The 23,301-nt window shown below is 56.0% G+C and carries 22 protein-coding genes; 1 reads left to right on the top strand and 21 read right to left on the bottom strand.

Annotation, left to right across the window (positions count from 1 at the left end; translation table 11 throughout):
• Positions 1 to 19: 19 nt before the first annotated feature.
• The 18 genes from lpxA to ACIQ20_RS03930 all read right to left on the bottom strand — a co-directional run bounded on the left by lpxA (position 20) and on the right by ACIQ20_RS03930 (position 19,031).
• Positions 20 to 814, bottom strand: a complete 795-nt coding sequence (gene lpxA / locus ACIQ20_RS04015) for an acyl-ACP--UDP-N-acetylglucosamine O-acyltransferase (RefSeq protein WP_395777632.1) — start codon at positions 812 to 814, stop codon at positions 20 to 22.
• Positions 811 to 1,263 (bottom strand): 3-hydroxyacyl-ACP dehydratase FabZ, encoded by a 453-nt coding sequence (gene fabZ / locus ACIQ20_RS04010; protein ID WP_395777631.1) that lies wholly within the window; start codon positions 1,261 to 1,263, stop codon positions 811 to 813. The genes lpxA and fabZ overlap by 4 nt, the downstream gene beginning before the upstream one ends.
• Entirely contained in the window at positions 1,260 to 2,297 is a 1,038-nt protein-coding gene (gene lpxD, locus ACIQ20_RS04005; RefSeq protein WP_395777630.1) for a UDP-3-O-(3-hydroxymyristoyl)glucosamine N-acyltransferase, read from the bottom strand. Before lpxD ends, fabZ begins: the two co-directional genes overlap by 4 nt.
• Positions 2,298 to 2,463: 166 nt before the next feature.
• Positions 2,464 to 3,180 carry an OmpH family outer membrane protein gene (locus ACIQ20_RS04000; protein WP_395777629.1) on the bottom strand — a complete coding sequence of 239 codons (717 nt, stop codon included), beginning with the start codon at positions 3,178 to 3,180 and terminating at the stop codon, positions 2,464 to 2,466.
• A gap of 35 nt (positions 3,181 to 3,215) precedes the next feature.
• On the bottom strand, positions 3,216 to 5,648 hold the full coding sequence (gene bamA / locus ACIQ20_RS03995; protein WP_395777628.1) for an outer membrane protein assembly factor BamA: 2,433 nt from the start codon (positions 5,646 to 5,648) through the stop codon (positions 3,216 to 3,218).
• A 90-nt stretch (positions 5,649 to 5,738) separates the two neighbouring features.
• Positions 5,739 to 6,938, bottom strand: a complete 1,200-nt coding sequence (locus tag ACIQ20_RS03990) for a M50 family metallopeptidase (protein ID WP_395777627.1) — start codon at positions 6,936 to 6,938, stop codon at positions 5,739 to 5,741.
• A gap of 41 nt (positions 6,939 to 6,979) precedes the next feature.
• Complete coding sequence (dxr, locus tag ACIQ20_RS03985; protein ID WP_395777626.1) at positions 6,980 to 8,182, bottom strand: 1-deoxy-D-xylulose-5-phosphate reductoisomerase; 1,203 nt, start codon at positions 8,180 to 8,182, stop codon at positions 6,980 to 6,982.
• Complete coding sequence (locus ACIQ20_RS03980) at positions 8,179 to 9,036, bottom strand: phosphatidate cytidylyltransferase (RefSeq protein WP_395777625.1); 858 nt, start codon at positions 9,034 to 9,036, stop codon at positions 8,179 to 8,181. Before ACIQ20_RS03980 ends, dxr begins: the two co-directional genes overlap by 4 nt.
• Before the next feature lie 2 nt (positions 9,037 to 9,038).
• Complete coding sequence (locus ACIQ20_RS03975; RefSeq protein WP_395777624.1) at positions 9,039 to 9,809, bottom strand: isoprenyl transferase; 771 nt, start codon at positions 9,807 to 9,809, stop codon at positions 9,039 to 9,041.
• Position 9,810: 1 nt separating this feature from the next.
• Entirely contained in the window at positions 9,811 to 10,368 is a 558-nt protein-coding gene (gene frr, locus ACIQ20_RS03970; RefSeq protein WP_313588521.1) for a ribosome recycling factor, read from the bottom strand.
• Positions 10,369 to 10,371: 3 nt separating this feature from the next.
• Positions 10,372 to 11,109: a UMP kinase gene (gene pyrH, locus ACIQ20_RS03965; protein WP_395777623.1), complete on the bottom strand. Its 738-nt coding sequence runs from the start codon at positions 11,107 to 11,109 to the stop codon at positions 10,372 to 10,374.
• 190 nt (positions 11,110 to 11,299) lie between these two features.
• The gene (tsf, locus tag ACIQ20_RS03960; protein WP_395777622.1) at positions 11,300 to 12,223 is read right to left on the bottom strand and encodes a translation elongation factor Ts; all 924 of its coding nucleotides are present in this window, start codon (positions 12,221 to 12,223) and stop codon (positions 11,300 to 11,302) included.
• A 71-nt stretch (positions 12,224 to 12,294) separates the two neighbouring features.
• Positions 12,295 to 13,110 carry a 30S ribosomal protein S2 gene (gene rpsB / locus ACIQ20_RS03955; RefSeq protein ID WP_395777621.1) on the bottom strand — a complete coding sequence of 272 codons (816 nt, stop codon included), beginning with the start codon at positions 13,108 to 13,110 and terminating at the stop codon, positions 12,295 to 12,297.
• 217 nt (positions 13,111 to 13,327) lie between these two features.
• On the bottom strand, positions 13,328 to 16,795 hold the full coding sequence (mfd, locus tag ACIQ20_RS03950) for a transcription-repair coupling factor (protein ID WP_395777620.1): 3,468 nt from the start codon (positions 16,793 to 16,795) through the stop codon (positions 13,328 to 13,330).
• 100 nt (positions 16,796 to 16,895) lie between these two features.
• Positions 16,896 to 17,270 carry a VOC family protein gene (locus tag ACIQ20_RS03945; protein ID WP_395777619.1) on the bottom strand — a complete coding sequence of 125 codons (375 nt, stop codon included), beginning with the start codon at positions 17,268 to 17,270 and terminating at the stop codon, positions 16,896 to 16,898.
• A 131-nt stretch (positions 17,271 to 17,401) separates the two neighbouring features.
• A complete protein-coding gene (locus tag ACIQ20_RS03940; RefSeq protein ID WP_395777618.1) occupies positions 17,402 to 17,854 on the bottom strand; it encodes a hypothetical protein in 453 nt (150 codons plus the stop codon).
• Between the two features lie 154 nt (positions 17,855 to 18,008).
• Complete coding sequence (locus tag ACIQ20_RS03935; RefSeq protein ID WP_395777617.1) at positions 18,009 to 18,665, bottom strand: hemolysin III family protein; 657 nt, start codon at positions 18,663 to 18,665, stop codon at positions 18,009 to 18,011.
• Positions 18,666 to 18,722: 57 nt separating this feature from the next.
• The gene (locus ACIQ20_RS03930) at positions 18,723 to 19,031 is read right to left on the bottom strand and encodes a succinate dehydrogenase assembly factor 2 (RefSeq protein WP_395777616.1); all 309 of its coding nucleotides are present in this window, start codon (positions 19,029 to 19,031) and stop codon (positions 18,723 to 18,725) included.
• A gap of 126 nt (positions 19,032 to 19,157) precedes the next feature.
• Here ACIQ20_RS03930 and ACIQ20_RS03925 point away from each other — a divergent pair, with 126 nt between their 5' ends.
• Entirely contained in the window at positions 19,158 to 19,958 is an 801-nt protein-coding gene (locus ACIQ20_RS03925) for an SDR family oxidoreductase (protein ID WP_395777615.1), read from the top strand.
• A gap of 78 nt (positions 19,959 to 20,036) precedes the next feature.
• Here the strand turns inward: ACIQ20_RS03925 and ACIQ20_RS03920 are convergent, their stop codons facing one another.
• From ACIQ20_RS03920 to ACIQ20_RS03910, 3 genes are all read right to left on the bottom strand, one after another.
• On the bottom strand, positions 20,037 to 20,624 hold the full coding sequence (locus ACIQ20_RS03920) for a cell wall hydrolase (RefSeq protein ID WP_395777614.1): 588 nt from the start codon (positions 20,622 to 20,624) through the stop codon (positions 20,037 to 20,039).
• Positions 20,625 to 20,893: 269 nt separating this feature from the next.
• Complete coding sequence (locus ACIQ20_RS03915) at positions 20,894 to 21,670, bottom strand: DUF1330 domain-containing protein (protein ID WP_395777613.1); 777 nt, start codon at positions 21,668 to 21,670, stop codon at positions 20,894 to 20,896.
• Positions 21,671 to 21,786: 116 nt separating this feature from the next.
• Complete coding sequence (locus ACIQ20_RS03910; RefSeq protein WP_395777612.1) at positions 21,787 to 22,680, bottom strand: carbonic anhydrase; 894 nt, start codon at positions 22,678 to 22,680, stop codon at positions 21,787 to 21,789.
• Positions 22,681 to 23,301: the final 621 nt, after the last annotated feature.

Below are 23,301 nucleotides of genomic sequence, written 5' to 3'. Positions count from 1 at the left end.
AGCTTCCATGTAGGAGGTCTTAGCGTTCCGCGCTACAAATCCCGCGTTTGGAAGTGCCGTTCAAGAAGTCCAACATGGCCTGAACCTGCTCATTATCCTGGAAAGCTTCGCTAACATCGGAGATCCGGTCCTGCAGCGGTGTGACATCATCGCCGAACAACATGTCAAACGCGGCCAAGATGTCGCGGATTTGCGCCGTTGAATTTCCGCGCCGCTTAAAGCCCACAATGTTTAGGCCTTTCAGATGCGCCGGGTTTCCATTGGCCATGGCGAAGGGGATTACATCGCGGGTCACCAAGGCCAAAGCGCCGATAAAGGCGAAGGTGCCGATGCGCGTCCATTGGTGAACAGCTGCTAGCCCGCCAATATAGACGCCCTTGGCCAAATGGGCATGGCCGCCCAAGGTCGCGCTGCGGGCGAGGATACAATTATCCTCCACCACACAATCATGAGCGACATGGGAATTGTCCATAAAATAGCAACCATCGCCAATTTTGGTCAGGCCCTGATCGCGCGTTGATCCCCTGTGCATGGTCACATGCTCGCGGATCACACAAGACGCGCCAATGACAAGCTGGGTATCACTATCCTGATAGGGATGGATCTGGGGCGGGCCACCCAAAACGGCAAAGGGCCAAACTTGCGTGTTAGCGCCGATTGAGACCCGGCCATACGTCGTGACGTTCGAGACTAAATGGGCATCCGGGCCAACGGTGGTTTGGCCTGAAATAAAGCAGAATGGGCCGATCTTGGCCCCATCCTGAATAATCGCGCCCTCTTCGATGACGGCGGAAGGATGGATCGTCGCACTCATGCCAAATCTACTTTCATGGCAGCCCATTCCGCCTCGCAGGCCAATTGGCCATCCACTTCAGCTTTACCGGCAAATTTGTAGATATTGCGGCGGCCGAGCAGCACTTCGACGTGAATGTTCAGCACGTCGCCGGGCCGAACAGGACGGCGGAACTTGGCATTATCGACCGACATGAACATGATCCCAGCTGTTTTGGCGTCAACCTTGAGGGTCTTAGACATCAGAACCGCACTGGCTTGTGCCATAGCTTCAATCTGCAACACGCCGGGCATCAGCGGGCGGTTAGGGAAATGGCCCTGAAAGAAAGGCTCGTTCGCCGTCACGCATTTGATCCCACGGATGCTTTGGCCTTCGACATAGTCAAAGCACCGATCAATCAGCAAAAATGGGAAGCGATGTGGGATCAGGCGTTCAATTTCGTCACAATCAATGATGGCGCTCATCTTCATTCCCCGCCCTTCGGGCTTGTTGGTGGTTTTGGGTTGACCAGTCGCTTGAGGACAACCGATTCTCGCATCCATTGTCGCAGCGGTTTGGCCGGATAGCCACCCCACGCTTGCCCAGCGGGGACCGATTCTAAAACGCCGCTTCCAGCAGCAATGACCACGCGCTCACCCACGCGAATATGGTCACCCAAGCCGACACGTCCGCCCATCATCACATTATCCCCAATCTCACACGAGCCAGAGATCCCACCAAAAGCGGCGATCACAACGCCCAGTCCAAGCTGGCAATTATGCGCGATCTGGGTGAAATTATCGATCTTGCAGCCGATCCCCAACACGGTGTCGCCAAAGGCGCCGCGATCAACAGCACAAAGCGAACCAATTGACACCTCATCTTGCAGTATCGCCCGGCCCAATTGCGGCACGTCGACAGGACCAGAGGCCGTGGGGGCCACGCCAAAGCCGACTTCACCAATCACACTACCCGACGAGATGGTCACTCGATCACCTATCAGGGCACAATAAATCACAACATTCGCGCCAATTCGGCAATTGCGGCCGATGGCGACACCCGGCCCGATGACACTATTGGGACCAATCGTCGTGCCCTGCCCAATCTCGACGTCTTCGCCGATGACGACGCCCCGGCCGATCACAACATCGGATTCCTGCTTTACCGAAGCGGGCACAGCGGGCGCTGTCGGGTCAAAGTCGCGTCGCGCGACCAAGGCAGCGGCGGCGGCTGCAAACACGGCGCGCGGTTCTTTGACGACCAGAGGGGCCACACCTGGTGGCAACAGGGCCACATGCTCCGCCCGAACCAAACAAGCCCCTGCTCCGGTTTCAATGGTCGACTTGCCTTTAGCTGGTCCCTGACAGAAGGCTAGATCCCCGGCTTGAGCTTGATCGAGGGGGGCACAGCTGGTCAGCGCTAAGTCAGGGTCGAAGCCCGTGGGTAATGCAGCCTTCACGATCTGGGCCAATTCGCGCAGACTTTTTGGCCCAAGGAGCCTATAGAAGCGCGGATCAATCATCATTTAGGCTCCGAGTCGGACAATCTAAGCCCCTATAAGCGAATTATCGCGGGGCCACGCAAGCCTGACACGCAGGATAGAAAACGCGGCCTCCAAGTAGAAGACCGCGTTTTCCGGCGCTGGTTGTTTGTTGAGCTTAAATCTGCCCTTCTGAAGGGCAGAAAATGCGTTATGGACGCCTTGGCGCTGCTGCAGGTGGACGCGCTGGCAGAGGTGCACCGGCTGGAGCCGCGGCTGGTGCGCCAGCCGCTGCAGGTGCCGCTGCGCCGCCTTGGGTTGGCAATGTCGCGCGGACAACGCTGATTGTCTTGGTGGTTGCGTTGAGGCGCGTAATCAAATCAGCGGTCATGTCGACGCCAGGGATAAAGGCTTCAACTTGATTGGCTGAAATGGCAATCAAGCCATTGCGGGCCACGAGGGTTTGTTGCAGTGCAGGCGCGATGGCTTTGTTGAAGGCGTCGATCGCATTGCGCTCGGTCAATTGCATGACTTGGCTCAAGCGCTCTTGCTTTTGTTGGAATTCATTGTTGAGGCGCTGGAACGCTTCTTGGCGCTGACGGCCTGCAGCACTTTGCGAATCCTGCACCGAGCTCGTCAAAATCGCGCGCAATTCAGACTCGAGCTGGCGCTGATCTGGCTCCAACTCGCGATTAATTTGATCGCGGATGGCTTTCAGCTTGTTGGACATGTCTTGGCCAGCCAAGCTGTCTTGGATGAGGCTACCGAGGTCATAGACGACAACCGGGCTCAACACAGCAGGCGAACCAGCTGGGCGCGCAGGCGCTGCAGCTGCAGCAGGTGCGGGAACTGGAACCGGGGTTTGAGCTTGAGCTGCACTTGCAGCCAACAAGGCTGCAACACCAGCCATGAAATAGTGTGCTTTCATAGAAGTTTCTCCTGGAACATTGAGGGCGACCAGCCCTAGAAATTAGTCGCTGTTGAGAAGCGGAAGGTTTCAGCTTTGTCGTAGTCCTGCTTCATGAATGGATTTGAGAAGTCAAAACGAACAGGGCCGAACGGGGAAACCCAGTTGACGGATAAGCCAGCAGAAGCGCGCAAGGCCAATCCATCTCGGGTGTTTTGATAGGTACCATAGTTGATGTCACCCTTTACTTTATCGACTGGATCAAGGCCACCGAGGGTACCAACATCCAAGAATAAGGCTGCCGAGATACCATAGGATTCTGGTAGTGGCGTTGGGACGGTCAACTCAAACGAGGCGATACCATAGGTCTTGCCGCCCAATGCGTCACCATAAACCGTCCGTACTGTTTGGGATAAGCCGTCAGGTTGCGTTGAATCGGCATCACGGACAGAGAAGACCGTGCGTGGGCCAATACCGGCAATTTCGAAGCCACGGAAGCTTTGACCACCTTTAAAGAAGCGGTCGTTCACGCGGATCGTGTCGTCGTCCCAGCCCGCGATATGGCCGGCAGACAAAGTCGCACTGGCGCGCCAGCCCGGGAATAGCCCGCGATAGACCCCGCCGTTGAATTCGCTGCGATGGTATTTGACCCCAGTGCCGATGCCGGCAAAATCTTGGCTGAGAGAGATGTCAAAGCCACGTGTAGGCCGGCGCGGATCATTGCGCCGGTCCCAGTTAAACGAATAGCCAGCCAGCGAGGTCGTCGTTTTACCTAACGAACGACACAGCGCACTTGCGTCCAACAAGGGCGAACCGTCAGCATTGAAGCAGGACACGGATGGAATTTCATTGGTGTCATTCCGGTACGTATAGCGCAGCCCTAAGCTGCGATCTTCGGCCAGCGGGAACCCACCCCGCACGCCAAAGCCCGTGGAGTTGGTCAAGAAGCCGGCTTCGCGCAGATAATCCTGCTCAACCGAGAAGACGTCGATCCCGGCTGCGATATTGCGGCCCATAAAGCGCGGCTCTGTAAAGCGGATGTCGATATTTTTCGTGCGAGAGCTGGTCTCCACGCGGAAGCGCAAGAACTGGCCCCGGCCGCGCAAGTTTCGTTGCGAGATTGAAACCGCGAAATTATAGGCTTCTTGCGAGGCATAGCCGACGCTGAAGGCCAATTCGCCCGTTGCTTGCTCTTCAACTTTGACTTCCACGACCGTACGGTCGGGCAGTGAGCCAGGCTTTTCTTCAATCTCGACCTCTTTGAAGAAGCCCAAAGCTTTCACGCGGTTCTTAGAACGATCGATCAAGACGCGGTTGAAAGCGTCGCCTTCGGCTAAGCGCAACTCCCGACGAATGACCTGATCCAATGTCGCAGTATTGCCGATCACATCGATCCGCTCAACATAAACGCGCGGGCCTTCGTCGACGTCAAAAACAATATTGACCTTGCGGTTATCGCGGTCTGCCGTTTCACGCGGGCGTACGTCCACAAACGCATAACCGGATGAACCTGCGGCAAAGGTAATCGATTCAATCGCCTTTTCCACCAAGTCTCGTTCAAACATCGCGCCAGAGCGGATCGGCACAAAGGCGCGCAGAACTTCGCCGCTGAGCTTAGAATTCTTGGTGTTTACCGTGATGTCGCCAAACGTGTATTTCTGCCCCTCTTCCACCGCATAGGTAACGAAGAAGTCCTTTTGGTCTGGCGTCAATTCGGCCACCGCTGATTTCACACGGAAATCATAGTGACCTTCATTGAGATAAAACTTGCGCAATTGTTCGCGGTCATAATCCAGCTTGTCTGGATCATAATTGTCTTTGCTCGAAAAGAAGCGCCACCACTCAGACTCTTGGGTGACGACAACGCTTTTCAGGCGCGAATCCGAAAAAGCCTGATTGCCAATGAAATTGACCTTACGAATGCCTGTCGTGCGGCCTTCATTGATTTCAAAGATCAGATCGACGCGGTTAGACGGCAGCACCTTAATCTTGGGCACGATATTGGCCGCAAATTTGCCCGACCGGCGATAAACTTCCTGCATCCGACGGATGTCTGCCTGCACGCGGTTTTGCGTAAACCACGAGCGTGGTTTGATCTGGACTTCTTTCTCAAGCTTGTCCTTAGTAACCGCACTATTGCCTTCAAACAGCACTTGGTTGACGGTCGGGTTTTCGGCAACCTTCACCACCAAGGTTTGGCCGCGCTGTTCAAATTCGACGTTGGCAAAAAAGCCAGTCGCAAATAGCGTTTTCAGAGCGATGTCGATCCGCTCTGGGCTAAACGGTTCGCCGGGTTGAATGGCAACATAGGCCAGCACGGTCGCTGTCTCGATGCGTTGATTGCCTTCCACCGCTACACTTGTGATGATTTGCGCGACCGCAGCTTCGCTGAACTCTCCAACCTGTTGGGCATAGGCCATCGGGCCATAGCACGCACTTGCTGCGAATGCAGCAGCGCCGCCAATCAGCAGACGTTTAATTGATGCCATACAGGAGCCCGTTAAACCTTGTTGCACGCGTGCCATAGAGGTCACGCCCGAGTTTCAGAAGTGGTGGATAGACAATTTGGCACAGCAATCCTAGCCCGCGGCGACAAAGCCTTTCAGCGCATTGAATAAACCTGCCCTGTCGAGATCTTGGAAAGTCGCAAAAACGAATAAACTCAAGATACAAACAAGACCAACTTGAAAGCTGACTGCCTGCACTTTTTCAGGGATCGGTTTACCACGAATAGCCTCAGCCGCATAAAACACCAAGTGTCCACCGTCGAGAACTGGCAGAGGCAGCAGATTCATGAAGCCCACGGCAATGGAAAGGACTGCCGCAAGTCGCACCAAACCGATACCGACTGATTCGGCGACCTTTGCCGCGTCGGCATCAGGGCCGGCACTTTCCACCGAATTTTCTGTGACTTTGCCAGCGATCTGATAAATGCCCAATGGCCCACTCAAATGCCCTGCCGACATGCCACCGCGCAACAAGGCAGTTATGAAGTTCACCTGCGTGCTGATGATCTCGCCGGTTTGTTCGCCACCGCGCACGACTGCTTCAATCGGATTATAGCTGCGATGCTCAATTGTGTCCTTGGTGAAGCGGGTTTCTATGCCCATCAGGCCTTGCGTTTCTGTATCGCCAAACGGTGTCTTGCGTTCGACGACTTTCGGCGTGACGTTTATGGGAATTTCGGCCCCATCCCGCTTTAACAGCAGCCGCATTTCCTTGCCGCCAGAGACCATGATGGCGGTCTGCAATTCAACAAAGTCATCAATCCGGCGGCCATTGATGGCGACAACTTCATCGCCCGCTTTCATGCCCGCGGCCGCAGCGGCGCCGTCAGGAAGCACCTTTGAAATCAGTGGGCGTTGAATGGTTTCACCCATTAGCGCAAAGAAAACCGCAAACACCGCGATGGAGAAAGCGAAATTGAAAGCAGGGCCCGCAGCCGTCACAGCGGCGCGAACCCCCACAGGCTGCGCATGGAACAAACCACTGCTTTTGTCGGCCTTGGCTTGGGTGAAATCGGGCTGGGAAGCTGCGTCCTTATCGCCCTCAAATTTGACGTAGCCGCCCAAAGGCAAAGCGCCGATCCGCCAACGCACGCCTGTCTTCGCGGTCCAAGCGAGAAGCTCTGGACCAAAACCAATCGAAAACGATTCCACCTTGACCTTGAACCAACGCGCGACTTGGTAGTGACCAAATTCGTGCACGAAAACCACGATGCTCAGAACCGTCACAAAGGACGCGAGGCTGATTGCGATGCTACCAATATTTTCTAACATATCACCAAGAACTCCGGCCCAGGATACGCACCTGTCTCAGCCTAAACTGAAACCAACTTGCGTTTCGCAATGTTTTGAGTGGCAATGCTACGGCCCGCTTCATCAGCAGCATAGACATCATCCAAGTCTCCCAAAGCAGCATCCATGCCAAGGCGGCAGGCTTCATCCAAGGTTTCCGACACGATTGCGGCAATTTCTGGAAAGGAAACATTACGATCCAGAAAGGCTTGCACTGCCACTTCGTTGGCCGCGTTCAAGATTGTGGGGGCTGCCCCCCCTTTCTGCAGCGCGCCGCGCGCAAGACTAAGCGCAGGAAATCTTTCCAAATCAGGTACTTCGAAGTCAAGTTTCGCAATTGCTGCTAAGTCCAACCTCGGGGCAGACGTCACCAATCGCGCTGGCCAAGCCAAAGCGTGGGCGATCGGGATGCGCATATCGGCTGCACCTAATTGTGCTAAAACACTGCCATCTTGATACGCCACCAAGCTGTGGATAACCGATTGCGGGTGGACCAGCACATCGATCTTGTTTTCAGGCATCCCAAAAAGAAGCGCTGCCTCGATCAGTTCCAAGCCCTTGTTCATCAAAGTGGCACTATCGACAGAGATTTTCTGTCCCATGGACCAATTGGGATGAGCGACCGCCTGCTCTGGTGTTGCTGCGGCAATCGCTGCTGCATTCCAAGTCCGGAAAGGTCCGCCCGACGCTGTCAGAATCAGTTTCTCGACCCGGTCCGATTGGTCCAAGACTTGAAAAATCGCATTATGTTCGCTGTCGACCGGCAGGATGGATCCACCACCATCGCGCACCGCTTTTAGGAAAACCGATCCGGCACAGACCAAACATTCTTTATTGGCCAAAGCGATGGTGGCCCCGCGCTTGGCTGCTGCCAGTGTCGGTGCCAGCCCAGCGGCCCCCACAATGGCTGCCATCACCACATCAGCAGGCCGCGCTGCGGCTTCCACCAAGGCTTCAGGGCCAAGGCCGATTTCGATTTGGTGTCCTGCCAAGGCGGCTTCGAGTTGTGGGCCAAAGCGGCTATCGCTTAAGGCAACAAAGGTCGCACCGGTAAGAATGGCTTGTTCGGCTAAGCCTGCCCAATCCCGGTTGGCGGTCAGCGCGATTACCCGGTAGGCATCATCCTGCCTTGCGGCGCGAGCCCGTGCATTGGCCTCCATCACCACATCCAAGGTGGCTAAGCCAATAGAGCCCGTGGCCCCTAAAATAGTCAAAGATCTCGTCATGTTCCCGTCAGCATAACGTGCAAACCAGGAATCGCCAGCAAAATGGCCACAAAGCCCAAGGCCGCGGCTAAATGCCCATCTAGTCGATCCAGCACCCCGCCATGACCTGGGATGACCCCTGATGCATCCTTTACCCCATAATGACGCTTCGCCAAAGATTCCAATAGGTCTCCCCCTTGCGAAACGACGGCCAATAGCCAGCCCACCAAAGCCCAAGCAATCGGATTGGCACCGGCGAATAATCCGTACAGACCGCCTGCCAAAATGCCTGCTGCCGTGCCACCAAGCGAGCCAGACCAGGTCTTATTCGGACTGATGAGAGGAAATAGTTTTGGTCCGCCAACAACGCGGCCAACCAGATACGCCATGGAATCGGTCGACCATACGATTGCGAACAGGCCAAACATCAGGCTGCGGCCAATATCATCCTGTCCTCGCAAACCTGCGAGTGCCCAACCAGACAAGGCAAGATAGGCTGACCCAGCCATCGCCAGCCAACCAAACTCACGCGGTGAGCGTACCAGTGTCAAGAAGAAGCCAAAAGCCGCCACAGCTTCAAAACTGCGCGGTAGAAGCACAAAGCAAAGCCCGCATACAGCGGCTATCAGCGAACGCGGGACCAGATCGACAGCTTTAGGCGAGATCATTCGACCCCATTCAAAAGCAACCGCTGCCATGATGGTTGCTGCAAGAAGCGCCCAACCAATTCCGCCAAACCATACGCCCGTCAAGCTAAGCGCAACCATCACCAAGGCTGAGACAAAGCGGACCCAAAGGTCCCCGCCTACTTTGTCGGCCGCTACGCCAATGGGTAAAGCAGATTGTTTAGGGTCATGCTCGGGCGCTGAATTCAAAGTTAAACGCCCCCGTAACGACGGTTTCGCTTAGCAAAGATGCGAAGAGCTTCTTCTACTTGCGGTCGGCCGAAGTCTGGCCACAGCGTGTCAAAGACAAGGAACTCTGCATAGGCAGACTGCCAGATCAGAAAATTCGACAGGCGTTGCTCGCCACTGGTGCGAATCACCAGATCCGGGTTCGGCCAGTCGCGGCTAGGCAAGAATTGTGCAATTGTCTCGGGACTAATCGTAGCAGGATCAAGCTGTCCCGCCGCCACTTGGCGTGCAATCTCTTGAGTTGCGCGGGCTATTTCTGCTTGGCCGCCATAATTGAAGGCGATAACCAAAGTCATAATGGTGTTGCCTTGGGTCTGCTGTTCCGCCTGATCCATCAAGGTCAGGATATCTGCCGGCACGCCCTCGCGCTCACCCAAGACACGGATTCGAACCCCCGCACGATCGAGGCGCGCCAGATCGGAACGAATAAAGCCACGCAATAGGCCGAACAGGGCTTCAATCTCTTCAGGCGGCCTACGCCAGTTCTCGGTCGAGAAGGCATAGACCGTAAGCACCTCAATGCCGAGATCGCCAACCGCTTCAACCGTATTGCGCAGGGCTTGAACGCCTGCTGAATGCCCAAAGGCGCGCGGCATCCCACGGGCGGTTGCCCAGCGGCCATTTCCATCCATAATAATGGCGATATGACGCGGACGCACACTTTCGCCATCATCGCCACGTGGCGAGAGATGATTAGCGGCCTTTGCGGCCCAGTCGGCGAGCGCCCCGGCCATCCTAGACTTGCATAATCTCATCTTCCTTCGTCTTCACGGTCTGATCGACCTGCTTGACAAAGGAGTCGGTGGCTTCTTGAACTTGGGTAGAGAGCTTCTTCAACTGATCTTCGCTGATGTCGCCGTCTTTCTCAGATTTCTTCAATTGTTCCATCGCATCACGGCGCACATTGCGAATGGCAACGCGGGCAGCTTCCGCATATTTGCCGGACAATTTGACCAGCTCACGGCGGCGCTCTTCGTTCAAAGGCGGGATGGGAACACGCAAAGTCATGCCGTCCACTACCGGATTGAGGCCAATCCCAGCATTGCGAATGGCCTTGTCGACCACATTCACCATGGACTTTTCCCAAACCGTCACCGTCAGCAAGCGCGGCTCAGGTGAGGAAATCGCACCCACTTGGTTCAAGGGCACCATGGCCCCATAGGATTCCACCATCACGGGTTCCAACAGATTGACGTTGGCCCGGCCAGTGCGCAGACCTTGAAAATCGTTCTTCAAGGCCGTGATCGCGCCTTCCATTCGGCGTTTGGTATCTTGGATGTCAAATGTCGGCATAGTTCAGTTGTCCGTTATGACGGTGCAGACTCCGGTGCCAGCAAGCACCTCGGCCAAGCGCCCGGGTTGACGAATATTGAAGACGATAATGGGAATATTGCTGTCGCGCATCATCGATACCGCAGACGCATCCATCACTTTGAGGTTCTTTGCCAAGACATCTGTATAGGACAGCTTGTCATAGCGGGTCGCTGTGGGATCGGCCTTCGGGTCAGCTGTATAGACGCCGTCTACGCCCGTCCCCTTCAATAAAGCATCACAGCCCATTTCAGCGGCGCGCAGGGCAGCACCAGAATCAGTCGTGAAAAAAGGACTGCCGACGCCAGCAGCAAAAATGACGATCCGTCCCTTTTCCATGTGCCGCATTGCCCGGCGACGGATATAAGGCTCACACACCGTCTGCATCGGAATGGCGGATTGAACGCGGGTATGAACGCCGATGCTTTCGAGTGCCCCCTGAAGGGCCAGCGCGTTCATGATGGTAGCCAGCATGCCCATATAATCAGCCGTCGCGCGCTCCATCCCTTTGGCGGCGCCAGAGATGCCGCGGAAGATGTTGCCACCCCCAATGACCAAGCATAATTCAATGCCGGAATCGCGCGCAGCTTTCACATCGCGCGCAAATCCAAGACAGGTTTCTTGATCAATCCCAAACTGACCATCGCCCATGAGGGCCTCGCCCGAAATCTTGAGCAAGATCCGGCGCGGCTTGTGGTCCTTTGGCTTGGCTACTTCATTCATAATGCTGCGTCTCCCAGCTCTCGACGGGCCTTAACATGACTCGCCCGAAAGCATGCAGGCAGGTCTTCTGACAGACCAAGGGCGGCACGCCAAGCATGCCGCCCTATTTCTTGTCAGCAAAGTGTCATCTTCCACTTCGCTTATTTCCGTCTATTTGGCGATCACAGCCAAAAGAGGAAGATTCTTTGACTTAAGTACCGCTCAAAGCGGCCACTTCTGCGGCGAAATCGTCTTCTTTTTTCTCAACGCCATCGCCCAGCTTGAACATCGCAAAGCCAGTCACTTCCGCGCTGATACCAGCAGCTTTTGCCGTTTCAGCAACAAAGGCTGAAACAGTCTGATCTGGGTTCATGACGAATGGCTGCTGCAAGAGCACCACTTCTTCATAGAACTTGCGGATCCGGCCTTCGATCATGCGTGCGATCACATCGTCCGACTTACCGCTTTCGCGGGCTTGCTCGGTCAGAACTTGGCGCTCGCGCTCAACCACAGCAGGGTCGAGATCGTCGGTCTTCAGCGACAAAGGTGCGGTTGCAGCGATATGCATCGCAACCTTGCGGCCGATGTCATTAGCGACAGCAGCGTCACCGCCGGTTTCAACACCGACCAACACGCCGATGCGGCCCAAGCCTTCACCGGTTGCAGTATGGATGTAAGAAGCAACAACGCCTTGGGTGACCGCCACTTTGGCCATACGACGCAAGGTCATGTTTTCGCCGATCGTGGCGATCAGATTGGTCACATAGTCGTTGACAGTGCCTTCACCCGCTGGCGAAGCAGCTGCACCCAAGGCTTCCAAGCCGTCAAAGCCATGAGCCAATTTGGTGATGCCGCTGACGGCTGCTTGGAACTGCTCGTTGCGCGACACGAAGTCGGTTTCCGCGTTCAACTCGACCAACACACCCGTGTTGCCTTCGACATAGACGCCAACCAGACCTTCAGCAGCCGCACGGTCAGCCTTCTTAGCGGCCTTCGAAAGGCCCTTTGCACGCAACCAGTCAATCGATGCTTCGATATCACCGTTGTTTTCGGTCAGCGCTTTTTTGCAGTCCATCATGCCGACGCCGGTCTTCTCGCGAAGATCCTTAACGAGGGCAGCCGTAATCTCGGCCATAATCGCCTCCAGGGTAGAGTGTTTGTTGGGTCCGCCTTGGCCTGTGTCAGCACAAACCAAGGCGGGAATTTTTAAGCTTCAGCAGGAGCTTCAACGTCGCCATCAACCGATTCTGCGACAGCTTCTTCCGTGATCTGAGCCAAAACAGGCTCAACTGGGTTTTCCATGGCACCCAAATCAACGCCCGAAGACGATTGACCTTCGGCCAAGCCATCCAAAGCAGCGTCTGCGATCAGGTCGCAGAACAATTGGATGGAACGCGCAGCGTCATCATTACCTGGGATTGGGAAATCAACTTCGTCGGGATCGCAATTGCTGTCGATCATCGCCGCAACTGGGATGCCCAACTTCTTGGCTTCTTTGATCGCAATCGCTTCCTTGTTGGTGTCGATTACGAACATCAAGTCAGGAATGCCGCCCATGTCGCGAATCCCGCCGAGCGAACGCTCAAGCTTTGCATATTCGCGGGTCAGGTTCAGGATTTCTTTCTTGGTCAAACCTGCAGGTGCGTCGCCTTGCACAATGGCTTCGACTTCGCGCATGCGGGCAATAGACTTCGAAATCGTTTGCCAGTTGGTCAGCGTGCCACCCAGCCAACGGCTGTTGACATAATATTGAGCGCAGCGCTTTGCAGCAGCAGCTACAGGGTCCGAAGCTTGACGCTTGGTACCAACGAACAAAACGCGGCCGCCCTTTGCGGTTACGTCACGGACGCGCAGCAAAGCCTGATGCAACAAAGGCACGGTTTGGCTGAGGTCGATAATGTGGATGTTGGCGCGCTCACCAAAGATGAAACGCTTCATCTTTGGGTTCCAACGGTGGGTCTGGTGACCAAAGTGTGCGCCCACTTCGAGCAATTGGCGCATAGTAAATTCTGGCACTGCCATAGTATTTCAATCCTTTTTCCGGCTAGCCTCCGCGAACAGGAGCGGTCTCGGAAGAGAACCGCGCCGGATGGACGAACGACCCCTGCCCTATCCCCAAAGGAATAAAAAAGGGTTCGCGCGCCGCGAGCTCGCGTGCGTGATAGCGGTGATGTAGGAGCAATGCCCTCAAAACTCAAGGCTTGAGGGCAGTTGGGGGTGCAAACACCACCCCCGCCCCTCACTCCATTTCTGCAGCCAAGAAGGCGGCAGCGCGGCGGGCACCCTTGAGGCGCTGTTCGGGGGTGGACCAATCGCCATTGACGACCATTTTGCCGTCTGGCCGCAAGCGGAACAAAGCGGGCTGCTTTTGCACTGCGGCAACCAGCTTCATCGGGTCGGGCGCGGACTCTGGGCGGAAGGTTAGCACCGCCCCTTTTGGGCCTGCATCGAGCTTGGCGATATGGGCCTTACGGCAGAGCGCTTTTACGCCCGCAATCTGGATTAATTGCCGCGCTTCTTCGGGTAGCGGGCCAAACCGGTCTGCCAGTTCTGCGGCATAGCTGTCGCGATCTGCATCGCTTTCAAGCTCGCTCAAGCGGCGATAGAGTGACAGGCGCACATTGAGGTCGGCCACATAATCTTCCGGGATCAGAACCGCGACGCCGAGATTAATCGCGGGCGACCACGACCGGGCGGAGACGACTTCGCCGCCATCTTGCAGGCTGGCGACTGCTTCTTCCAGCATTTGCTGATAAAGCTCGACGCCGACTTCACGAATATTGCCCGATTGTTCTTCGCCCAAAAGGTTGCCACCGCCGCGCATATCGAGGTCGTGGCTGGCCAATTGGAAGCCAGCGCCGAGACTGTCGAGTGATTGCAGGATTTTCAAGCGCTTTTCGGCGCTTTGCGTAATCGGCCTTTCTGCCGGCACCGTCAGATAGGCATAAGCGCGGGTCTTGGAGCGGCCTACTCGGCCGCGCAATTGGTACATTTGCGCAAGGCCAAACATATCGGCCCGCCAGGTAATCAGCGTGTTGGCGCGAGGAATATCCAAGCCACTCTCCACAATCGTGGTGGAGATCAACACATCATAAACGCCTTCATAGAAGGCCGTCACGATTGGCTCCATCTGGGTCGGGCTCATCTGACCATGCGCCACCGCATAGGTCATTTCCGGCACCATTTCCTTCATGAAGCGCTCAATGTCGTCAAGGTGCTCCACCCGTGGGGCGACAAAGAAGGCTTGGCCGCCGCGATATTTCTCACGCAGCAAGGCTTCGCGGATGGTGATCGGATCCCACGGCGTCACATAAGTGCGCACGGCCAAGCGGTCGACTGGTGGGGTGGCAATGATCGACATTTCGCGGATGCCAGCCAGCGACAATTGCAAGGTGCGTGGGATAGGCGTGGCCGACAAGGTCAGCACATGGGTGTCGGTGCGCAATTCTTTCAGGCGCTCTTTATGCTTCACGCCAAAATGCTGCTCTTCATCGACGATCACAAGGCCCAAGTCACGGATCGCTAAGTCCTTGGCAAAGATCGCATGGGTGCCAACCACGATGTCAATCTTGCCATCGGCGAGGTCGCGCTTGGTATCTGCGGTTTCTTTGGTACCCACCATGCGCGACAATTGCCGCACACGAATGGGCCAGCCGCGGAACCGCTCGCTAAAGGTCTTAAAGTGCTGGCGGGACAGCAGGGTCGTGGGGCAAACCACCGCAACTTGCCGGCCACTCATCGCCACGACAAAGGCTGCGCGCAAGGCAACCTCGGTCTTGCCAAAGCCCACGTCGCCACAGATCAAGCGGTCCATCGGATGGCCTGCGGCCAGATCATTGAAGATGTCTTCAATCGCCGACAATTGATCGTCAGTCTCATCCCACGGGAAGCGGGCACAGAATTCATCATAATCGCCAGAGCTCGCCAAAATCGGCTCCGACACTTTTGCCGCGCGTGCTGCCGCAATCTTGATCAGCGCTTCGGCCATATCTTTCAGACGTTGCTTGGCCTTCGCCTTACGACCCTGCCAAGCCACACCGCCCAATTTGTCCAAAAGTGCGGTTGCATCTTCTGAGCCATAACGCGAGACGAGTTCGATATTCTCAACCGGCAGGAACAACTTGTCGCCACCGGCATAGATCAGTTCTAGGCAATCGTGCGGGGCGCCCTGCACGTCCAAGGTGCGCAAGCCCTCGTAGCGTCCAATGCCGTGGTCAATGTGCACCACAAGGTCGCCTGCCGACAGGCTGCCTGCTTCCAAAATGATGCTCGCCGCTTTTCGGCGCTTGCGGGCGCGGCCCAAGCGCTCACCCAAAATGTCTTGCTCAGACAGGATGGCATAGTCTTCGGCAACAAAGCCGCGCTCTAGCGGCAGAACGGCCAGACCAATCGCCCCTTTGGGCATGAGGGTAATCGCTTCTGCATTGGGCAGCGGGAAGAGTGCCGCCATGCCATGTTCTTGCAACACATGACCTAAACGCTCTGCCGAGCCTTCCGTCCACGCAGCTAGAATGGGCTTTATGCCCTGCGTGGCCAAAGCCTCCACATGCTTTCGGGCCGCATCCCAAACATTGACGCCTTCGGTGGCGCGTTCGGCGGCGAAGTTACGACCAGCCTTGGCGCCACTCTCGATCAGTGCTTGACCTCCTTCAGCCTCGTGATAGGCGCTGAGGCGGCGGACATCTCGGCTGGCGAGCAAGCCTTCGAGCTCGGCGACTGTGGCATAAAGCCGTTCAGGCGGTAGCGGGTTGTAAGGGGCAGAACCCTTGGGCGGCGGGATACGGCGCGCTTCATAATAGTCCGTCACTTGGGCCGCCCGCTCGGTCGCGGCATCCAAGGCATGGGGGTCGAGACTGATCAGGGCATCCTTGCCGACATAATCAAATACCGTCTCCATATGTTCATGGAATAGCGGCAACCAATGCTCCATCCCATTGCGGCGCATCCGTTTGGTGACGGCTTCATAGAGCGGATCGCCTTGGGCGGCACCAAACAATTCCAAATAGCCGAGGCGGAAGCGGCTGGCGGCCACATCATCCAGAATGGCCTCTGACACAGGTGCTAACACCACGCCTTGCAATTGATGGGTCGAGCGTTGGGTTTCCGGGTCAAAGCTGCGGATGCTTTCCAGCGTATCGCCAAACAGGTCAAGGCGCACGGGCTCTGGCAGTTCCGGCGGGAACAAATCAATCACCCCGCCTCGTATAGCAAAGTCACCCCGCTCGCGCACAGTCGCGGTGCGCACATAGCCATTGGCGGCAAAATAGGCCTGAACAGCACTGACATCAAGGATCTGGCCGGGCCGGGCCGAGAAAGACGCGGCGCGTAGCCGGTCCCTTGGCGCAACACGCTGAAGAAGCGACGCCCCCGTCGTGAGAACCAGTACCGGCGCATCGCCCTCTTTGCGCCGGATCAATTGGGTAAGGGTCGAAAGCCGCGTTGCGCTGATTTCAGGGGCTGGCCCTACACGGTCATAGGGCAAGCAATCCCAAGCCGGCAGGCGAAGAACCGACAGGTTCGGCGCATAGAAACGAACAGCGGCCAGAAAACTCGACGCCTGCGCATCGTCGCGCGCCACATGCAACGTCACCCCGCCCCGCAGTAAAGCGGCACGCGCAATCAGCCCAGCGTCATAGCCTTCAACGGCACCTGACACACGCAACGGGCCAACGGCGTTGGCGAGGGTTTCGACAAGAGAGATCGGCATCGGGCGCTGTGCTTTTGAGGAGGATGGTCACGCGATATAGCGATCCCCTGCCCCCTTGGCGAGGGTCAGTGCTCAGTAGCTGCCGGTTCAGTCTTTAGCCTTAACGGGCCGAGTAATAGGCGGCCAGCTTGTTGCCATCGAGATCGCGGAAATAAGCAAAGTCACCAAAGGCCCCGCGTGGGCCTGGCTGGCCTTCGCACGTGCCACCCAACTCCAGCGCTTTAGCATGCAAAGCGGTGACTTCGGCAAGGGTGTCGACTTGGATGGCGATCATGGCACCGTTGCCAAAGGTTGCCGGCGCGCCGTCGTGCGGGCGGGTCACCATCAGCATCGCCCCTTCGCTCAGGCGATAGATCAAGCCCGCAGGTGTTGGCATCAAGGGCTTGCCACCAACTTCAGCCAGCAGCGCGGTGTAAAAGGCTGTCGCCTTATCAAAGTCATTGGTGCCAACGCACAAATAGCCGATTTTCGCCATGGTGTTCTCTCCCCTGTTGTTTTGAGGATCTTGTGCGGCGCTTAGCAAAGAGCGTCAAGCAGGCGGGCGAAACAAAATGGGCCATGGATGGCGTCCATCCACAGCCCTTTGTTCCAGAGATATTGCTTGATTTACTTCAAAACGAGCTCTTGTAGCTCCATTGTGCCCTTTAATTCACGCATCTTACCGCGCGAAGCTGTGGCAGTCTCAGCAATGCGGTCCGTCTCAGCTAAGAATGCATCTAGTTTTTTGCCAAAAGCTTCTTTTTGAGCAATTGTCCCGTAATCCTTATACTCGATCAACAGGATTAAAGTTGGTTCGCCGTCGCGGGCATGATTAACTCGCAAAACACGATAGCTGAGTACGATCCCCTCCTTCTTGCTAAACTCCTGAATCGTTTTCCACCGGCCTGCCAAATAGTCCATGTAATTTTCAAACTGACCGGGCAGAACCTCGATGCTGCTCGCGACAAACACCGAGCCCGGCTTATAGCTCGACTCCTGCGCCATAGCGGGTGCGGCGGCACCCATCGTCAAAGCCATAGCTAATGCTGCCCCCGCAGCCAAACGCGTGATCATGTTCATATCGTTTCTCCAATCAACCTGTGCATCAGGGCTCTCGATGAGCGCGCTCACCTAAAAGCAGGGTCGAAAGCGGTGACAAGGGGAGATCAAAAATGTTCTTACCCGTAAGAAACATTTTTGCAGAAAGCCAACACAAGTCGGCTAAAGGGGCGGTCTAGTGGGTCCCAACCAGCACAACCCCGACCAGTATGGCGGCGTAATGCAAGCCCGCGGCGGCCACGACATGGCCGTGCCAAATCGCGCGGCGGAACTTTAGTCCTTTAGCGGCGTAGAAGATTGTACCCACGGAATAGACAACGCCACCCGCCGCCAAAAGCCACATCGCGACAGCGGGAACTTCTTCAATCATCGGCTTTATGGCAATGACGACCATCCAGCCCAGAGCGAGATAGAGAACGACCCAAATCGTTTTTCCAAGGCCGGGCAAGAACATCTTGCCCGCCATACCCAAAGCCGCCAACGACCAGACAGCTGTCGTCATGCCAATGGACCAAGCCCCGGTCAAAGCTTGGGTGGTAAAAGGGGTATAGCTCGCGGCAATCATCAAGAAGATGCCCGCGTGGTCTAAGCGGCGCAAAAACGGCTGCCAACTTGGTTTGGCAAAATTATAGGCCAGTGAGAACGCCAGCATGGCGATCAAGCCCAAGGCATATATGGAAACCGCTGCGACTTTGCCCAGCATCCCGTTGCTTACGGCCAGACCCAAAGCGAGACCGCCGCCAAACAACGCCAAGGTTAGGCCTGCGATATGGACGATTAAGTCCGCCCGACGGGCCCATACACTGGGATAATGATCAAGGTCTGTTGCCATGAGGTCGAGTATACAGATGTTTGTGTCATTCGTAAGGGTGCGACTCCGTCTCGCCCGTCAACTTGTCCGACGAATGGTTTCAACCGTGAAGCTCATCGCTTGCAGCCTTTCCATCACAGGGCCCTGATATTTTTCCGGAACCGGCACTTGGCCAACGATCCAATAATAAACGTCCCAATCGGCTTGGTCGAGCAAGGCTTCAAAGAGGCTTAAGTCTTCTGAGCTGGCGTTGGCCAAATGCTGGTCGGCAAAGGTGCCCATCAAGAAATCATGTTCGCGGAACCCGCGCCGCCAAGCGCGATAGCGCAATTGCTTGATCCACGTGTCGCGGTCTTCCATCAGAACTCTCCTGTCTTGCGTTTTCATATAGCGCGCCAATCACATTCCAGCACACTTGACCGCAGTGCATTTGTGCCGTTCGGTAGGGTTTCTGCAGGTCTCATTCAACAGCGCCGCCCATCGGCGCGCGAGATCATCCAGTGGGGAAAGAACATGAGTGAAGCGCGCGGCCGGAAAACGATTTTCATTACCGGGGCTGGATCAGGCATTGGCCGGGCAACTGCCCATTATTTCGCCCAACGCGGCTGGTATTGTGGCCTCTATGACGTCAACGCCGCAGGTATCGCCGAAACAGCGGCGGACATGCCGGTGGATTCCTATTGCACGGGTGTGTTCGATGTCCGTGACCGCCATGGGTGGAGCAATGCTGTCAGCCAATTTGGCGATGCCACGGGTGGGCGGATGCATGTCTTGTTCAACAATGCCGGGATCGGCAAACATGGCTGGTATGAAGAGGTCGGCCAAGATGACGCCGATCTTGTGGTCGACGTGAACCTAAAAGGCGTGATGAATGGCGTCTATGCCGCCTTGCCGCTCTTGGAAACAACGCCAGGTGCCCGTGTCATCAACACAGCATCGACGGCAGGACTTGTTGGCTCACCGCGCCTAGCCGTTTATTCGGCGACGAAGTTTGCGGTACGGGGTTTGAGCGAGGCTTTAGACGTTGAGTTTTCACGCAAGAATATTCGCGTCGTCGCCTTATGCCCTTGGTTCGTCGACACCCCCATCCTCGATATGGTGGAAAAGGCAGGGTCAAACTCGAAAGAGCGTCCTGCAATGGCCGGCATTGAAGTCTACCCCGTCGAGATGGCTGCCGCACGAACCTGGGATGCGGTGCACGGGGACGACGTCATTGTCAAAGTCGGCAAGGCCGCAGATCGCGCGCATTTCTTTAGCCGCTTCCTGCCCAAATATCTTGCCAAGCAAATGCGCAAAAGCGTCTTGAATGGCTAAAAGCAAAAACAAAATGCCCTCGCCGGAGACAGCGAGGGCATCTGATAGGTTGGAAGTCAAAATGGACTTCGTTTGGGTTTACCGCACATTCGAGCGGTAGAAGACATGGCCCCCAATGCTGGTGACGCGGCGATAGACGCGCGCCCAACTTGGAGCAACAAACGTCGCATGGAAGTGGGTCGCACCGGGTGCTACACCGGGTCTCCACCCATCGACGACACGTTCTGCGATCTCATTGGCACGTTGCCATTGTAGACCACTTGGGGCGCGCTTCGCGCTGCACGCCCACGAGAATTGGCAAGTCCGTCCTGAACGTTGATAAACAACGCCACAGAAACTCTTTGGATATGCCTTTGAAGCCACCCGCGTTGCAACCACTTCAGCTACTGCTTCTTGGCCGCGACGGGGCTCACCCTTCGCTTCATAGTATACTGCCTCAGCCAGACACCGTACCTGACGCGCACGGTCGAGCTCGGCCGTGTTGCGCTTCGATTGCGGAGTACCCTGGGATTGGGTCGTGGTTATGTCGGCATCAATCTGGGCATCTTCCACCACAGGTTCTGCATGAGCGATCGTGCTGAGGCATACGATCAAACACACAGTCCCTAGGACGGTCGCAGCATCACGCGCGAAGGTCCTAGAGAGGCCGGTCTGTCCCGACTTCATGAGTGGCTTTTAGCCCGTGGAGGCCCATTTCGCAAACGCAGCAACGCAGTCGCACGCTGGAACTTTCGCGAAATTGGGGAAAAGTAACAGAATTAAGTAAAGGGTTTTAGGCGCTTACGCCACCGTTGCAATTCCGCATAGGGGGCATGCCCGAGCTGTTCTTGGGTCGATTTGGACCCTTTTGAGCGTCAATGGAACAAGAAATTTGTCGATCAAATTGCGTGATCAAGTGCCTCAAATGGCCGCCACAACACCCAGTTTGATTCGCCTTATTTTGGCGAAACCGCAGTCGGAGCTTGGTTGCGTGGAACCCCGTTTGCAGAGGCAACAGCGCTGATGCCAGCCAAAGCGCGCAGACGTTTTGCTTCCGCTGCGTCGGCACTTGCGAGATAAGTGTCACGTGCCGCGAGGCTGGACCAAGCGGCGACCACAAAGCGATCAAACACAGTGTCACCTTCCATGGGCGTGAACTGGCCAATGCCCGGTGAATTGACCAATTGCCCGCCAGAGCGCTTTACGCCTTCTATAAGGCTGGCTGCGGCGCGCTCAGAGGCCTCTTGCTCGGCAGCACCTTTGCCGGTGGGCCCGGTCATAACGATCAGAAACCCTGCCCCTGCCCCTTCAAACGGAGTTGGGCCAGTTCCTTCGATGGCTACTACGCTGAACACGCCGGCATTGTCGCGCTTGCGAATGGCGGTCCGGTAAGCCTCCCCCCACCAGAAAGCATCAGCCCCGGCACGGGTGGGAAATTTAGCAAAAATCACCGAGCGATCTGTCCACGGCCCTTCTAGCCACGTCACCCCGCGCCCAGGGGCCCCGATGGCGAGATAATTGCCATCAAGACTGGCATAAATGGGTGGGAGTGAGGCTGCATATGCGCCGATCTTGGCGCGGTCTGTAGTTTTCCCAACAACAATTAAATAGCCGGGATTGGGGTTTGTTGCGGTCTCCGCGGCCAAATGGTGTGGTGAAAGCAGCGCGGAGACAGCCAGTCCCATCGCCAGTAAGCGAAACCCGAAAACTGAAGCCGCCGTCTTTAGCACCATGACAATCAGTCTCCCCTAAGGCGAGGACACAGCCCAAACCCAGGAAGGAAGGATATACTCTTTTGTGCGTTTGAGAAGGGTCTGGCGGATGTAGGCCCCCCACCTACCCTCAAACCTTAGTCGCGCAGCACGTAGCGGCGGTTGACGGGCTGGATCGGTCTTGCATTCATGGGGAACAAGGCTTGGAATGCCTCTACATCCTTTTGCGAAACCAGAATTGGCGTCGAAAGAACGGTCCATAAAACTGTTTCAGAACAAGGTGGTGTGGTCAGCGATCCTTGATAGCGATAAACGCCATCAATAGGGGCGATCATGCCGCGTTGCTCGATCATACCGACACTGGCTGAGCCCTCTTCCTTCGGGGCCTTTTCCATGATGGTCGAGAACAAGGAATTCTCGCCACCTGGCATCATCAAGACGCCGATAACGGCCAGTCTGCCCTCGGCATTTTTGTGCACGAAGTGAACTTCCATCGGATAATTGCGTCCATCAATCGTATGTTCAGAAGGCGTGTGGAAGTGGAATTGAAGCAAGTCAAACCGCTCGCCATCAATGGTGGCATAGCCGCCATCTTTGCCTTCTACTTGGATAGTGTGGCCATTGTTGAGCACGTTCCAGGCCGCGGGCTTCCAGTGCAGGGCGATGTTGGCGACTTCAGCGTCAACACCGCCAGTTAAGTCGATTGGGGATTGTTCGAGACCAGAGGCACAAGCCTTGTTGGCTTCGGCGATTTGGCCCCAGTTTTCAGGCCCAGTTGAGCCCTCATAACCCCAATGTGCGCCATCTTTTCCGGGAATTAAGTGCGACAGGATAGACTTTTTCTCGCCCTCTGGAGCCGCGTGGGCATCTTTAGATTCGTGTGCTGCGGGGGCTGCATGGGCATCTGCGGCACCATGCTTTGCTTCTGCCGCCGCGTGTGGCGCTTCGCCGCTCATCAAGGCTTTGGCGGTGCCAATGCCGATTACTGCCACCAATGCTACAATTCCAACACCTGCCAATACACGCTTCATGGCCGCATCCCTCGTCTTTATTCAAGACTATACTTAACCAGAAGGCGTTAAGTCTTTCTCACTTTTTTGTGATTAGCTTGTGATGGGGACAAGCCTGTCCTCCCGGACGGCGAAGCCGAGTCCCTGATCTTGATCCGCAAACTAACTGAGGTCCCCGCTCGCAGCTCGCGCTCCGGCGGGAATGACAGGTTTGCAATAGGCAACTTATCTGGAAGCGTTTTGGTGATCCCTGTGGTCCACCAAAACGCTGTTTCAATTGTCCGTGCGACATCTGGGTAGTCAAGTGCGCAGCTTCGCTGCGTCGCGGTGCGATCCGTTTTCGCAGAAAACGGACACTTGACGACCCAGAGGTCGCGCCGATCCTAGACGATCCATTTTGGTGAAACAGGGTTTCCACCAAAATGGGTCCAGATGAAAAATAGCAAGGATTGGCGTCAAGGAGGCGATAGAGTATGCAAATAACTAAATCACTCAAGACACCAGAACGACCCACTTAAGAGCTTAGATATGCTGTTTATGGCTGGATCGTGTCCCATGGCGTGGTGTAACAGCGGCGTCATGAGGTAGCCGGTTTAGGGCTGAGTTGATCATGTTCAGGGGACTGCGCTGAGCATGACGATG

It is taken from the genome of Aquidulcibacter sp. (genome assembly GCF_044346625.1).
GTDB lineage: Bacteria > Pseudomonadota > Alphaproteobacteria > Caulobacterales > Aquidulcibacteraceae > Aquidulcibacter.
This window is presented reverse-complemented; position numbering and strand designations above follow the sequence as displayed.